Origin of the sequence: Paenibacillus barcinonensis, assembly GCF_003217495.1 — a bacterium.
In the GTDB taxonomy this organism is placed as follows: Bacteria; Bacillota; Bacilli; order Paenibacillales; family Paenibacillaceae; genus Paenibacillus; species Paenibacillus barcinonensis.
In genome coordinates this window covers 34,271-47,754 of sequence record NZ_QJSW01000011.1, presented here as the reverse complement: position 1 = coordinate 47,754, position 13,484 = coordinate 34,271, and the positions used below count along the sequence as shown (strand labels likewise).

Here is a 13,484-nt window from a genome sequence, read left to right as displayed (position 1 = left end):
AATCGGAAAGACAACGAGAATCACAACTAGAAACATAGTTAACCAGACATATAACAACTTAACCTTGGGGGCGTTCAGGTGAAAATGGCATTTATTTTGTTTGATGGTCTGACATTTCTCGATTTTGCCGGGTTTTATGACGTGGTTAACCGACTTAATGGCTACGAACAAACTAAGGGAACGACATGGGACACCTGTGCGATGACGGATCAGGTTACGGATGAATCCGGTCTGACGTTGAAGGTGGATCGGGTGAAGCCTGATCTGGCGGAGTATGATCTGCTTTTTATCCCTGGAGGTATGGGAACACGTAAGCTCAGATATGATGAGGCTTTTGTCGGGTGGCTGAGACAGGCTGAACCGATACCCGTGAAGGTATCGGTGTGCACAGGCTCTTTATTGCTGGGAGCCGCCGGATTTTTAACAGGTAAACGAGCGACAACGCATCCCTACGCTTATGATCTGCTAGAGCCATATGTTGCTGAAGTTGTACCCAAGCGGATTGTCAAAGATGGTCAAGTTATTACCGCCGGGGGAGTAGCCACTTCGATTGATCTGGGGGTGTACATTGTTGGTCTGTTAGCCGGGCAGGATGCGGCAGCCCATGTCAAAATGCAAATTGATTATCCGTATGACGTGCAGGGAGTGGATGAAGGATGAGTACAAATGCTGAACAAGATGGTTACATCCTGCGCAACATCCTAAGGGACGAATCCGATTTATATTGGCCTTTGCGGCTCAAAGCGCTGAAGATGCATCCCGAAGCTTTTGGCGCATCATATGAATTATCCAGGCAGCTATCTATGAGTGAAGTGCAAGATCGCATACATAACGAGCCTGATGACTATATCCTAGGAGCTTTTACACCTGACGGTACACTTGCAGGCATTATGGGATTTAAAAGGGAATACGGCCTCAAGCTCAGACATAAAGGCTTCATCTGGGGTGTCTATGTGGCACCGAATTATCGGGGGGAGGGGCTGGCATCTCTTTTATTATCGGAAGTGCTGGAACGGGGCAGACATCTGGAACATCTCAAACAGATTAATCTGAGTGTGGTTACCACGAATGCTGCTGCAAGAAGGTTATATGAGCGGCATGGATTTGAGGTGTACGGGATCGAGCGCAATGCGCTGGAGGTAGCCGGGCAAGGATACGATGAGGCGCATATGACGTATGTTTACAGCGGGAGCTCAGAACCGAAGCAGAGTAGGGCGTGATTTGAAACCTACTGAAGTGTATCTTCTACTGCCTGTTCTCCCTCTGCTGTTGTCCGGCATGGCGGAAGTTGTGGTTAACATGGAGCAGCATATCATCCGCCGGAGTGAAGAGAGGTCCCGGATGATCTGGTGCAGTGAGCGGTCAAGCGGAGAAACTGCTGAATAGGTTGATGAAATAGGGGGAAAAGCAGTCATGATCCGTACTTTCATACAAAAAGACCTGCAATATGTCATTGAAGCGCATATCCGTATTTATCGGGACGAGTATAATTATGATGATAGCTTTGCTGCCTTTATCTCTAGTGCGGTACAGACCTTTGCTGATAAGGGAGATTACACAAAAGAAATGTTGTGGATTGTGGAGCTGAACCATAGAACATATGGGTCGATAGGACTGACACGAGTAAACGACACCACTGCTCAGCTACGCTGGTTTCTGCTTGAACCTGAAGCCCGAGGTGCGGGCTGGGGCAGGAGGCTTATTGAGCACGTGATTGCGTATGCGACTCAGCAGGGATATCGTTCTATTTTATTGTGGACCAATTCATCGCTGTACGGTGCAAGAAATTTATATGAATTGTACGGGTTTGAAGTCAAAGAGATTCGAACGCAAATATTATCCGGTCAGGAAATGACGGAGGAGCGATGGGAGCTCGATCTAAGGCTGGGTGGGATAGAGCAATGACAGAGCCTGTGTTAGGAGGTGTGACCATGAAGACAGAACCTGTGTATGCTAAGAACACAATTGCTTTTGTTTGTTTTCAGGGTATATGGCGATGGTACGTCACCGAGCGGGAATACTGGTTTCTGAATGTAGAGATGGAAGAACGGTTTGGCATCCAGGTGTTGCACGAGGATACGGCCAATGCTTTGAGTAAGCTGGTTCATTAAAACATGAGCTTCACCTCCAGTCAGCATGAGCACTAGTTTAAGGTTCCCGGAACCGAAAGAATACGTGATAGAGGTGACATCCTTGACGAGAAAAATTGCTTTTTTTGATTCAGGCATCGGCGGATTAACGGTACTGCATAAGGCATTACAGCAGTTTCCCGAAGAGTCCTATATATATTATGCAGATACCCTGCATGTACCTTATGGAACGAAGTCTGCGGACGAGGTGCGAGGTTATATTCTGGGCTGCATTGAGGCTATTGTAAGCCAAAACGCAGAAGCTATCGTAATCGCATGTAATACAGCAACCAGCCTGGCCGTCAGTGAGCTTCGTTCCCGATACGACATCCCCATCATCGGCATGGAGCCAGCTGTGAAGCCGGCTGTTGAGATGAACCGGGATAACGGCAAACGAGTGCTGGTATTTGCTACAGCTCTGACACTGAGCCAGACAAAGTATAACGAGCTGGTATCCCGTGTGGATGATGAGCACCGGGTGGATTCGCTTGCTCTCCCTGAACTCGTAGAGTGGTGCGAGCAACTGCAGTTTGATCCGGTAACCATTGCAGCGTACTTCCGATCCAAGCTATCCTATTTGGACATGGAACGATATGGAACAGTGGTAATGGGCTGTACGCATTACCCGTTCTACTCTTCAATTCTGCAAGGGGTGCTGCCGGAGCATGTTCGGATCGTAGACGGAAGTGCTGGCACGGTGAATCATTTAAAGCAGCGGCTTGCACTCCAGACTCATCGGCATGACAAGAGCGGGGGAATCGTGGAGGAAGATGTGACTTTTCTCAGTTCATCGGGCCGCATAGAAGATCAGTATAGAATGCGTATTGCACTCCAGTATCTAAAAGAAAATTCATTGTAGCTCAGACAATCGGAGGTGTTGTACATGGAGTCTATTTATCTGATTCGTCACGCCAAAGCCGAAGGACAGGAGCCCTATGCAAGTCTGACAGACGAGGGATACACGCAGGCCGAGAGACTGGCGGAGATGTTATCCAGTCATGGAATTTCTTATATCGTGTCCAGTCCGTGGAAAAGAGCTGTGCAGACGGCTGTGCCTTTGGGCGCAGCCATACAACAGCACATCCATACGGACGAACGTTTGCAGGAGCGTGTGCTTAGTACCAAGGATCTGCCGGACTGGATGGATGTACTGAAACGTACATATGATGATGTGGACTGGGCGGCAGAAGGCGGAGAGTCTTCAAGAATCGCAGCTCGCAGGGCTTTGGCTGTGCTGGAGGAATGCTGGAGCAGACCTGAGCTCCACGGTGTGGTTGTCACACATGGCAATCTGTTATCGTTAATTATTCGTCAGTATGTTCCGTCATTTGGTTACCCCGAGTGGGCTCGGTTGTCTAACCCGGATATCTATGTTCTGAGACGAGAGCATCGGCAGATGGATGAGGGGGGAAGGAAAGAGCACGAGCCTATATTCAGCATACGCAGACTCGCCCTTGACTAATGCCACAAAAAAAGAGCGTTTGGCTTCAGGGTCGTTCAGCCATAACACTCCATTGAATGATTTGAGAGAAAAACTTGCTGTATCGTTTTACAATGCAGCTAATAAAAGTGTGACCCAGCCGGCGAGGAAAGCTACACCACCTAAGGGTGTGACGGCCCCCCATTTTCGTACGCCTGTAATGCTGAGCGTGTAGAGACTGCCGGAGAAAAGTATAATTCCTGCAAATAACAGCCACCCCGCTGTGAGCACGAGAGATGAGGAGGGCAGCTGATCTGCGAACAGTCCGAGCATGATGATGCCAAGTCCGTGGGCGATATGGTACTGTACACCCGTTTCATAAATTTTAATCATATCAGCGGATAACTTGCGTTTGAGCGCATGTGCCCCAAAGGCACCTAGTGCAACAGCCAGAAACATCATCACACTGCCGAGAATAACCAGAGTTTGCATTTTGTTGTCACTCCTTTACAATGTCTATAACTTGCGTAATTGAATCTGCTGAATCGAGTGATCGGCTTCTTTTTTCAGAATTAATCGGGCTCTGCCTTTGGTTGGCAAAATATTTTCATGCAGATTCTTGGCATTGATATCCTGCCAGATTTGATTCGCTGTTTCGATTGTTTCCTCTTCATTAATATTGGCGAATCGTTGGTGGAAGAAGGAATCCTTATTCTGGAACGCTGTCTGGCGAAGCAGCTTAAAGCGTTCTACGTACCAGTGCCGAATATGTTCTTCTTCTGCATCAATGTAGATGGAGAAGTCAAAGAAATCACTTACCAGTAAAGGGGTCTCTCGTTTTACCTGTAATACATTGATGCCTTCAATGATCAGAATGTCGGGCTGGCGAATCCGTTGCTCCTGTCCTTGAATGACATCGTAAGCCAGATGGGAGTAAACTGGAGCCTTGACTTCCGGCTTGCCGGATTTGACATCTCCCATGAATTGAATGAGTGATTTGATGTCATAGCTCTCCGGGAAACCTTTGCGGTTCATGATGCCCTTTTCCTGTAGCACCGCGTTTGGATACAAAAAGCCGTCCGTGGTGACGAGATCAACTTTGGGGTTGTTCCTGCCTCTGGCAAGAAGAGCCTGTAGCAATCGAGCCGCTGTGCTTTTTCCCACGGCAACACTACCCCCGATCCCGATAATATAGGGGGTGTGGAGCGCTTCTTTTTTCATAAAAGAGGCCGTTAGTCGGTTAAGCTCTCGCGAAGCTCTGGCATATAAGTCAATGAAGTGGGTAAGAGGTAAATAAACATCCTCCACTTCCTGAATGGACACTTCTTCGTTCAGGCCTTTCAACTGTTCTAGCTCGGCTTCCGTTAGCGGAAGAGTAACCTGATGCTCTTTGAGTCCAGCCCATTCCTTGCGGTCAAACTCGATGTAGGGTGAGTATAAATTCATGAGATCCCGCTTTCTGTATGTAATGTAATCGGTGACACAATCATTAGTGTAACAAATTTCAGGAAACTGACAACACCTTTACAACCTCTGTTTCATATGAGACGTTATGAATTCAGGGTATAAAGCTACTTAGAATCAGGGTAAAAGCGGCTTATAGGAAAGTGTAACCCAATTAATGTAAAAGTCAACGTATACCATGCGGAAGGGTGACAGCAAATGATCGTATATGAGAGAGAGCATGATTTTGTTTTGACCGCACAGCATGAACATGGAGTCGTTGCAGGAGATATGGCTGCTCACTGGAAAACAGCGTGGCTACCGCCCGGTTCACACCGGGATGAACTTATTCTGGCCGCGAAGGAGCATGATCGGGGCTGGATTGAGCTGGATGCTGCGCCATTGTGGAATGACTATAGTCAGGTTCCGTACTCCTTCCGTGATTATCCACTGCGTCCGCGTTTCGTATTTTATCGCAAGGGGATTGAGGAAGTGAGGCAACACAATGTGTATGCCGGGCTACTGTGCAGTCTGATGTATACAGAGCTGTTTAAGAAAACACTGGGCGCCAATCCTCAGGATGATGAGGATATTCGGCAGTATCTGCTCGAAGAACAGCAGCAGCAGGATGAGCTGAAGCGGGCGCTTGGCGGTGATGCCGCAGCGCTGGAGCAGCGGCTGAAGAATGATGTGGAGACGATGCTGTTCTGTGACCAGTTGAGTCTGTTTTTATGTATGGAGGAGCCAGGTACACCTGCATCACGTTATGATTTTTTCGCAGAGGGACTCAGTTGTGCTTTTGAGAATTGTACTACTCCAACCGTTAAAGCCGAGTGGATATCAGGGGAAAAGGTAGGTTTGTCCTTTTTTCCATTTGATGAAGAGTTTGAAATAACGATGTCTTACAAAGCGGTGCCAAAAGCCAGTATCCGCAAATTCGGAATGCTGCAGGCCTATAGCCGGGCCGACTGGAAAAAACGCCGCGTGGTCATCGCTGCTTTATCCTAAGGATTGCTCTGTTCCATATTGGGGCCGGAATACTATTGAAGCGAGGATACACCAAGATATGAAGCGTCATTCTGACGGGCTCCGATGTTTAACGGCGTCCGTCTTTGATATGCTTGCCTTTTCTCTAATCTGGTGTTCATGTAAATATGATTGAACCCGGATTGTTTAGCAGGAATATATGCATGATCTCCAGAAATCATATGGAATTATGTGAAATGCAGCTTGGTAAGGAGAGATTCAAAATGAACGCTAAGGTCGAGATTTATACGATGTCTATGATATGGAACCCGGATACCGATCAGGTTCTATTAATGAATAGACCAGGCCGCAAAGGGTTTCCCGGATATATTGCACCTGGTGGTAAAGTAGATTTTCCCGAGAGCATTGTGGACGGTGCCATACGTGAAGTTCGTGAAGAGACGGGGCTTCATGTGAAGCAAATTCTGTATAAAGGACTGGATGAGTTTTGTGACCCGGAACAGGGATTGAGATATATGGTGTTTAACTATTTGGTTACCTCTTATGAAGGAGAGCTGCTGACAGACCCGCCTGAGGGTGAGCTGAAATGGGTATCGTTGCAGAAGGCATTGGAGCTACCAATGCAGGACTGGTTTGCAGAGCGGTTTCCGCGATTTTTCGATGCCGGTACGTTTGAACGAAGTGTGATCTGGGAAAAGTCGAGTGGGCAAACCTTGCAGGAGACATTCAAAACATATAGAGATGAAGCGCGCGGTATGCAGATAGAGTAATTCATACAATGGCAGAGTGGAGGCACGACATGGGATATGAGCAGGCACTGAGAGCATATATAGAAGCCACCAATACACATCAGTTTGATCAGGTAAGCAGGCTGCTTGCACCGAATGCACTGTATTGGTTCACAGGCACTTCCTGTACAACGCTCGCGGAGATTCGGGCGTATTTCGAGAATGCGTGGGATACTGTCAAGCACGAAGTGTATCGTGCAGAGGATGTGCAGTGGATAGCTGTGGATCGGCATCAGGCGGTATGTACTTATACATACCACTGGGAAGGATATGTTCGCGGAGATTATGCTTCAGGACAAGGCCGGGCAACCAATGTGTTTGTCCAGAAGGCTGAAGGGGATTGGAAACTGGTTCATGAACATTTAAGTGCGGGAAAATAATGAGCTAAAACACATTAAATGGTGTAAAAACAAGCAGATAGTATCCATATCTATATATTTTGTTCCATATATTATGATATAATGAAGTTTGGTCTTTTTAAAGGAGTGATGTTGAAAATGGGTATTGTCTTTCGTGAAACACTGGCTGGAGTAGAGCTTGAGCAGTTAAGCGGAGGTTTTTTTGATGGATGGCCGAATCCGCCTTCTGCTTCAACGTTCCTCAAAATGCTGGAGCAGTCGTATGCGATTGAACTGGCTGTTGATGAGCAAACCGGGAATGTAGTCGGTTTTATTCAAGCGATCTCGGACGGGATACTCAGTGCGTACATTCCACTTCTGGAAGTGCTGCCCGATTACAAAGCTCAAGGTATTGGAAGTGCTCTTGTACAGCGTATGCTTGAGCGGCTTCAAGGACTGTACATGATTGACCTTTTGTGTGATCCGGAAGTTCAAACCTTTTATGAAAGACAAGCAATGCAGAAAGCGACAGGAATGTGTATTCGTCATTATTCCAATCAAGCAGGGTACATTGACAGCAGACAGAGGAACTAACATAGATTGTGGGACAGCAGAAACATGACGCACGAAACATTCATTTATATAAGTTGAGCTATTCTTTTACACGTTTACGGAGAGGACAGAAAAAACCTGGAAAAGCTTAGCGGTCGCCTTTATCATCTGTCATCGGAGTGATTTGTGTAAAATCATTAATTTAACTTATATAAAACCGAGCTGATTCGGGAAAGAAGATTTGTAGATTTGCCATACATAGTCTTCTGCAAAAGGCATGAAAAAGAATAATCTGGTTGATGAAAAGGTGGGGATTGGCATGAATTTGTCGTTCCGGATATTGGACTGGGATGAAGAAAAACCGTATGAACTCTTGCTGATGGCAGACCCTTCAAAAACGATTGTAGATGAATATTTGAGCAGAGGGGTTTGTTTTATCGCGGAGTATGAAGGAGAGATGGTGGGGGAGTTTGTGCTACTCAAGACTCGTCCCGAGACTGCAGAGATTGTAAACATCGCCGTACAGGAGGAATTGCAGGGGCAAGGTGTAGGTAAACACATGATCAAGGAAGCGATGGAAGCTGCAAGAAGGCTGGGGTGCCGAATATTGGAGATCGGAACGGGCAATTCCAGTTTTCATCAATTGAAATTATATCAACGCTGCGGTTTTCGGATTACCGGTGTGGAGCGGGACTATTTTGTAACCCATTATGAGGAAGAGATTATCGAGAATGGTATTCGCTGTGTGGATATGATTCGTCTTGCAGTTGATCTGGATACCGTAGCAGATGAGGATAAGAGATAGAGGTCTTCAGGATGATAAAAGATAGAGGTCTTCAAGATGATAAAAGATAGAGGTCTTCAAGATGTTGAAGAAAGTACCTCAACCGGGGAGGCACAGGCAAGTGAACAAATACACACATCTAGGCGTATATGGACTGGCTGTGTGGGAGCAATCCTATCTTCTGATTCAGAAGGCTCGGGGTCCCTACGTTGGGAAATGGGATTTGCCGGGCTGAAAAACAAAAGCAAGGTACAAGATCAAAGCCGTCGGATACTTGCATTCGGGAGGCTTTGTTTTGTTTCATGTTGTCTTATCCCAAGACTGTCAGGAGAGAAATCCATTTTCTTGTTGAATGATATGCGAATTGGTTAATGTTATAATGTATGGTTTGTTTTTGTGTAGAATAGACCACAATTGTAAAAAAGAGGCTTAAACGGGATTCAGGTCTTGACTAGGATGTCATTCAGCGTTCGACTTTTTAGTTAAAATCGTGCAAATGACTCGATTCATCTAATTTATGCATCAATTGGACTAAAAATAGGAAATGCTCCTGAGCGCAAAAGTTTATAGAATAGATATTAGAACACGGGCTTCGTTAAAATCAGGGAAGCACGTATACCTTCGAACGGATCAGGACAGTATTCGACATCTGTGCGACGGTAGAAATAATCAATGTTTTACTTTGATTTTGAAAACGCAGACAAACCTTTGACGGGAGCGTCGGAACAACGTTATTACCACGAGCAGCACGACTATTGGACTTCATGAAAAATTTCGCTTAAAATGTTGAACGAACGCGAATTACAGCTTATTCAATGATTTCCGTCAAACCCTATGACAAAATCAAGACGGAGGGAACGTCGATGACGATCGAGAAAGGCAACATGAAACCCTGGGAGAGTTACTATGGCCCCAATATGGGATACGTGCAAGAACAATATGAATTATTCACCCAAGATCCGGGTGCAGTAACGCCGGCATATCGGGAATTGTTTGAACAATGGGGCGCACCGCCGATGTCTGGCAAGAGTGCAGAGTCTCTTTCGAATTCCGGGAACGCCCAAACTGCTTCCGGAAGCGTAGATATCCAGCTATTGCAGAAAGCGGTTACAGCGGGCAAGCTCGTATGGAATATCCGTACGTATGGCCATCTCGCTGCTGATATTGATCCACTAGGAATCAGTGAAGCAACCGACACCTCCTTGCTGGAGCCAAAGCATTTTCAATTAAATGAGGAAGATTTGAAGGCACTGCCTGCTTCCCTGATCTGGGAAGGCGCAGATGGTCAGACAACCACTGGCTGGGATGCGATTCAGCGTCTGCGTCAGATTTATACAGGCCCGATTGCTTATGAATTCAGCCACGTTCATGAAGTACAGGAGCGGGAATGGCTGAATCGTCGTGCGGAATCCCGTACATCACCAGCACCGCTAACGCACAAAGAGCGTACAGCCTTGCTGGAACGCCTGGTTGAAGCGGAACAGTTTGAAGATTTCCTGCACAAAACGTTTGTAGGACAGAAACGCTTCTCCATTGAAGGTAATGATGTGCTCGTGCCAATGCTGGATGAGGCTGTTCGTCTAATGACAGAAGCCGGCTCAAGCCATATTTTGATGGGCATGGCTCACCGTGGACGTCTGAATGTCCTTGCTCACGTGCTTGGCAAGCCATACAGCAAAATTTTCTCTGAATTCCATCATGCTCCAAACAAAGATTTGGTTCCATCCGAAGGTTCAACCGGAATTAATTATGGCTGGACAGGGGATGTCAAATACCATATGGGCGCGAACCGTTTTGTCAAAGACGGAGAGACGGTACAGGCTCGCCTGACACTGGCTAACAACCCGAGCCACCTGGAATATGTCAATCCGGTGGTACAAGGCTTTGCGCGTGCGGCTCAGGATGATCGCCGTGAGCCAGGTTATCCAAAACAGGATGTAACCAAAGCAGCAACCATTCTGATGCACGGGGATGCAGCATTCCCAGGCGAAGGCATTGTGGCTGAAACGTTGAACTTCAAGGCATTGCCGGGATACCAGAATGGCGGAACGATTCACATTATCGTGAATAACCGTCTTGGTTTCACGACAGATAGCAGTGACTCGCGTTCAACATATTACGCAAGTGACCTTGCTAAAGGGTACGAAATTCCGATTGTGCATGTGAATGCAGACAATCCTGATGCTTGTATTGCTGCCATCCGGATGGCTGCCGAGTACCGTAATCGGTTCAAAAAGGATTTCCTGATCGACCTGATCGGATATCGCCGTTATGGGCATAACGAGACGGATGATCCTGAAACGACACAGCCGCTGGTTTACGACAAAGTGAAAAATCATCCGACGGTCAGCCACCTGTATCAGGAGGTCCTCAAGCAGGAAGCAGTCATTGATGATGCGTATATTACGAACATTCGAGATGGCGTAGCGAACCGATTGAAGGAAGCTTATGACCAGATGAAGAAAAACGAAGTGCATGAATATTATCAGCGCAACATTAGCGAGTCTGAGGCGGTTACCGTTATGCCAACTGCGGTTCCGCTGGACCAGCTGCGCAGCATTAATGCAGACCTCTTGAAATGGCCGGAGAACTTTAACGTTTATCCGAAATTGCAACGGATTTTGCAACGTCGCGGCACAGCTCTGAACGAAGGCGAAAAGGTAGACTGGAGCCTTGCAGAAACGTTGGCGTTCGCAACCATTCTGGCAGACGGCAAGCCGATCCGTATCAGCGGTCAGGATGCAGAGCGCGCAACCTTTGCGCACCGCAACCTGGTGCTGCACGATGCAAAGAATGGTGATAAATTCTGCCCGTTGCATCATTTGCCACAAGCGAAGGCATCCTTCGCGATCTATAACAGTCCGTTATCCGAAGAATCTGTTGTCGGATTTGAATATGGGTATAACGTATACTCACCAGATACACTTGTGATCTGGGAAGCTCAATTCGGTGACTTTGCGAACTGTGCACAAGTAATCTTTGACCAGTTTGTATCGGCAGGTCGTGCAAAATGGTCCCAAAAATCAAGTCTGGTTATGCTGTTGCCTCACGCGAACGAAGGACAGGGACCTGAACATACAAGCGCGCGTCTGGAGCGTTTCCTGCAGCTGTGTGCTGAAGATAATATGACGGTGGTTAACCTGTCTAGTGCATCACAGTATTTCCACCTGTTGCGTCGTCAAGCTTCATTAACAGAGACTGAAGATGCACGTCCGCTTGTAATGATGTCACCAAAAAGTTTGATTCGTAACCCTCGTGTGGCTTCACCAGCCGTGGAATTCAGTGAAGGCAAATTCGAGCTTGTGCTGGAGCAACCAGGACTTGGTACCAAACCGAATCAGGTAGAACGCATCATTCTTTGCAGCGGTAAAGTTGCGATTGATCTGGAAGATGCGATTGACAAGGACAAAGAGGCAGACTGGTCCTGGCTGCATATTATCCGCGTAGAACAGCTCTATCCGTTCCCGGCGGAAGAAATCAAACGTGTCCTCGCACGTTTCAGCAAATTGAAAGAGCTGGTATGGGTACAGGAAGAAAACAAAAACATGGGTGCATGGACATACATGGAGCCTCGTCTCCGCGATATCGCACCTGAAGGTGCTACTGTGAGATATGAAGGCCGTCCAGAACATGCGAGTCCTTCCAGCGGTTATCAGCTTGTGCATAGTATGGAGCAGCAATTGTTTATTACTGCAGCGTTGAAGCAAACTACGAAGAATAATATTCCACTGGGGAGGTAACAGCTGTGAGTGAAATTAAAGTACCTGCAATGGGTGAGTCAATAACGGAGGGAACGGTATCCAGATGGATGGTCAAAGAAGGAGACACCGTTAACCAGGGTGATGTTCTGCTTGAACTCGAGACAGATAAAGTCAACATTGAGATTAGTGCTGAGGAGAGCGGTGTGCTTGAGAAAATCATTCGTCAGGAAGGCGAGACCGTTGAGATCGGTGAAACGATCGGTACTCTTTCAGTCGGAACAGGGGGAGGAAGCGCTCCGGCTGCTTCTGAACCGGCAGCGGTTGAGTCCAAACCTGAGGCGCCAGCAGCTGCACCAGCACCCGTAGCTGCGCCGCCTGAGTCATCAGACAGCACCAAAACAGCTTCCCCTTCTGCTCGCAAGCTGGCTCGTGAGCGCGGAATCGAACTGGATCAAGTGCAAAGCAAAGACCCAATCGGACGTGTGTATCAGGAAGATGTGAAAAGCCATGGCAGTCAGCCTTCTGCTCCAGTAGCACCGGCTGCTACAAAAGCTCCGGCTTCAGCGCCTTCCGCTCCAGCGGCCGGAGCTTCTACATTTACCAAACCGGTAGAGCGTCAGCGTATGTCTCGACGCCGGGCAACAATTGCGAAACGTTTGGTTGAGGCGCAGCAGACAGCAGCGATGCTGACAACCTTCAATGAGGTTGATATGACAGCGATCATGGACGTTCGTAAACGCCGTAAGGACAAGTTCAAAGAGAAGCATGATATCAATCTTGGATTCATGTCGTTCTTCACCAAAGCGGTAGTCGGTGCACTGAAAAAGTTCCCTACGATTAATGCGGAGATTGATGGCGAAGACGTCGTGTTGAAAAAGTTCTATGATATCGGAATTGCTGTATCAGCCAAAGAAGGCTTGGTCGTTCCTGTTGTACGTGATGCTGATCGTCTGGGCTTCGCCGAGATTGAAAGAAGCATTGCCGACCTTGCTTCCAAGGCGCGTTCCAACACGCTGGCTTTGTCTGATCTGCAAGGTGGAACGTTTACAATTACCAATGGCGGTACCTTCGGTTCGTTGTTGTCCACTCCGATTCTGAATACACCACAAGTGGGTATTCTCGGTATGCACAAAATTCAGCTTCGTCCAGTGGCGATTGATGCTGAACGGATGGAAAACCGTCCAATGATGTATATTGCCTTGTCATATGATCACCGGATCATTGATGGAAGCGAAGCGGTTCGATTCCTGGTAACGGTAAAAGAACTGCTTGAAGATCCGGAATCCCTGTTGATCGAAGGTTAAGAAGTTTGAATGTCTGCAACGGACTTTATTTCATTCCT

The 13,484-nt window shown here is 47.3% G+C and carries 16 protein-coding genes; 14 read left to right on the top strand and 2 right to left on the bottom strand.

What is annotated here, in order from left to right; all coding sequences use genetic code 11:
* Nucleotides 1-78: 78 nt before the first annotated feature.
* From DFQ00_RS16965 to DFQ00_RS16940, 7 genes are all read left to right on the top strand, one after another.
* Complete coding sequence (locus tag DFQ00_RS16965) at nucleotides 79-660, top strand: DJ-1/PfpI family protein (RefSeq protein ID WP_110897684.1); 582 nt, start codon at nucleotides 79-81, stop codon at nucleotides 658-660.
* Nucleotides 657-1,220 carry a GNAT family N-acetyltransferase gene (locus tag DFQ00_RS16960; RefSeq protein ID WP_110897683.1) on the top strand — a complete coding sequence of 188 codons (564 nt, stop codon included), beginning with the start codon at nucleotides 657-659 and terminating at the stop codon, nucleotides 1,218-1,220. Before DFQ00_RS16965 ends, DFQ00_RS16960 begins: the two co-directional genes overlap by 4 nt.
* Nucleotide 1,221: 1 nt before the next feature.
* The gene (locus tag DFQ00_RS28850) at nucleotides 1,222-1,386 is read left to right on the top strand and encodes a hypothetical protein (protein ID WP_167433750.1); all 165 of its coding nucleotides are present in this window, start codon (nucleotides 1,222-1,224) and stop codon (nucleotides 1,384-1,386) included.
* Between the two features lie 27 nt (nucleotides 1,387-1,413).
* Nucleotides 1,414-1,905 (top strand): GNAT family N-acetyltransferase, encoded by a 492-nt coding sequence (locus DFQ00_RS16955; protein ID WP_110897682.1) that lies wholly within the window; start codon nucleotides 1,414-1,416, stop codon nucleotides 1,903-1,905.
* 26 nt (nucleotides 1,906-1,931) lie between these two features.
* Nucleotides 1,932-2,111 carry a hypothetical protein gene (locus DFQ00_RS16950; RefSeq protein WP_146236182.1) on the top strand — a complete coding sequence of 60 codons (180 nt, stop codon included), beginning with the start codon at nucleotides 1,932-1,934 and terminating at the stop codon, nucleotides 2,109-2,111.
* Between the two features lie 82 nt (nucleotides 2,112-2,193).
* On the top strand, nucleotides 2,194-2,988 hold the full coding sequence (gene murI / locus DFQ00_RS16945) for a glutamate racemase (RefSeq protein ID WP_244213889.1): 795 nt from the start codon (nucleotides 2,194-2,196) through the stop codon (nucleotides 2,986-2,988).
* Nucleotides 2,989-3,012: 24 nt separating this feature from the next.
* Nucleotides 3,013-3,591 carry a histidine phosphatase family protein gene (locus DFQ00_RS16940; RefSeq protein ID WP_110897679.1) on the top strand — a complete coding sequence of 193 codons (579 nt, stop codon included), beginning with the start codon at nucleotides 3,013-3,015 and terminating at the stop codon, nucleotides 3,589-3,591.
* Between the two features lie 87 nt (nucleotides 3,592-3,678).
* Here the strand turns inward: DFQ00_RS16940 and DFQ00_RS16935 are convergent, their stop codons facing one another.
* The gene (locus DFQ00_RS16935) at nucleotides 3,679-4,041 is read right to left on the bottom strand and encodes a DUF423 domain-containing protein (protein ID WP_110897678.1); all 363 of its coding nucleotides are present in this window, start codon (nucleotides 4,039-4,041) and stop codon (nucleotides 3,679-3,681) included.
* 24 nt (nucleotides 4,042-4,065) lie between these two features.
* Nucleotides 4,066-4,995, bottom strand: coding sequence for a type I pantothenate kinase (coaA, locus tag DFQ00_RS16930; RefSeq protein ID WP_110897677.1), 930 nt, complete (start codon nucleotides 4,993-4,995; stop codon nucleotides 4,066-4,068).
* A 216-nt stretch (nucleotides 4,996-5,211) separates the two neighbouring features.
* Here coaA and DFQ00_RS16925 point away from each other — a divergent pair, with 216 nt between their 5' ends.
* The 7 genes from DFQ00_RS16925 to odhB all read left to right on the top strand — a co-directional run bounded on the left by DFQ00_RS16925 (nucleotide 5,212) and on the right by odhB (nucleotide 13,446).
* Nucleotides 5,212-6,000 (top strand): DUF3891 family protein, encoded by a 789-nt coding sequence (locus DFQ00_RS16925; RefSeq protein ID WP_110897676.1) that lies wholly within the window; start codon nucleotides 5,212-5,214, stop codon nucleotides 5,998-6,000.
* A gap of 242 nt (nucleotides 6,001-6,242) precedes the next feature.
* Entirely contained in the window at nucleotides 6,243-6,749 is a 507-nt protein-coding gene (locus DFQ00_RS16920) for an 8-oxo-dGTP diphosphatase (RefSeq protein WP_110897815.1), read from the top strand.
* A gap of 29 nt (nucleotides 6,750-6,778) precedes the next feature.
* Nucleotides 6,779-7,147 (top strand): YybH family protein, encoded by a 369-nt coding sequence (locus DFQ00_RS16915; RefSeq protein ID WP_110897675.1) that lies wholly within the window; start codon nucleotides 6,779-6,781, stop codon nucleotides 7,145-7,147.
* A gap of 117 nt (nucleotides 7,148-7,264) precedes the next feature.
* Entirely contained in the window at nucleotides 7,265-7,699 is a 435-nt protein-coding gene (locus DFQ00_RS16910; protein WP_110897674.1) for a GNAT family N-acetyltransferase, read from the top strand.
* Between the two features lie 277 nt (nucleotides 7,700-7,976).
* Complete coding sequence (locus DFQ00_RS16905) at nucleotides 7,977-8,462, top strand: GNAT family N-acetyltransferase (protein ID WP_110897673.1); 486 nt, start codon at nucleotides 7,977-7,979, stop codon at nucleotides 8,460-8,462.
* An 842-nt stretch (nucleotides 8,463-9,304) separates the two neighbouring features.
* Nucleotides 9,305-12,181, top strand: coding sequence for a 2-oxoglutarate dehydrogenase E1 component (locus DFQ00_RS16895; RefSeq protein ID WP_110897672.1), 2,877 nt, complete (start codon nucleotides 9,305-9,307; stop codon nucleotides 12,179-12,181).
* Nucleotides 12,182-12,186: 5 nt separating this feature from the next.
* On the top strand, nucleotides 12,187-13,446 hold the full coding sequence (odhB, locus tag DFQ00_RS16890; protein ID WP_110897671.1) for a 2-oxoglutarate dehydrogenase complex dihydrolipoyllysine-residue succinyltransferase: 1,260 nt from the start codon (nucleotides 12,187-12,189) through the stop codon (nucleotides 13,444-13,446).
* The last annotated feature ends 38 nt before the right edge of the window (nucleotides 13,447-13,484 follow it).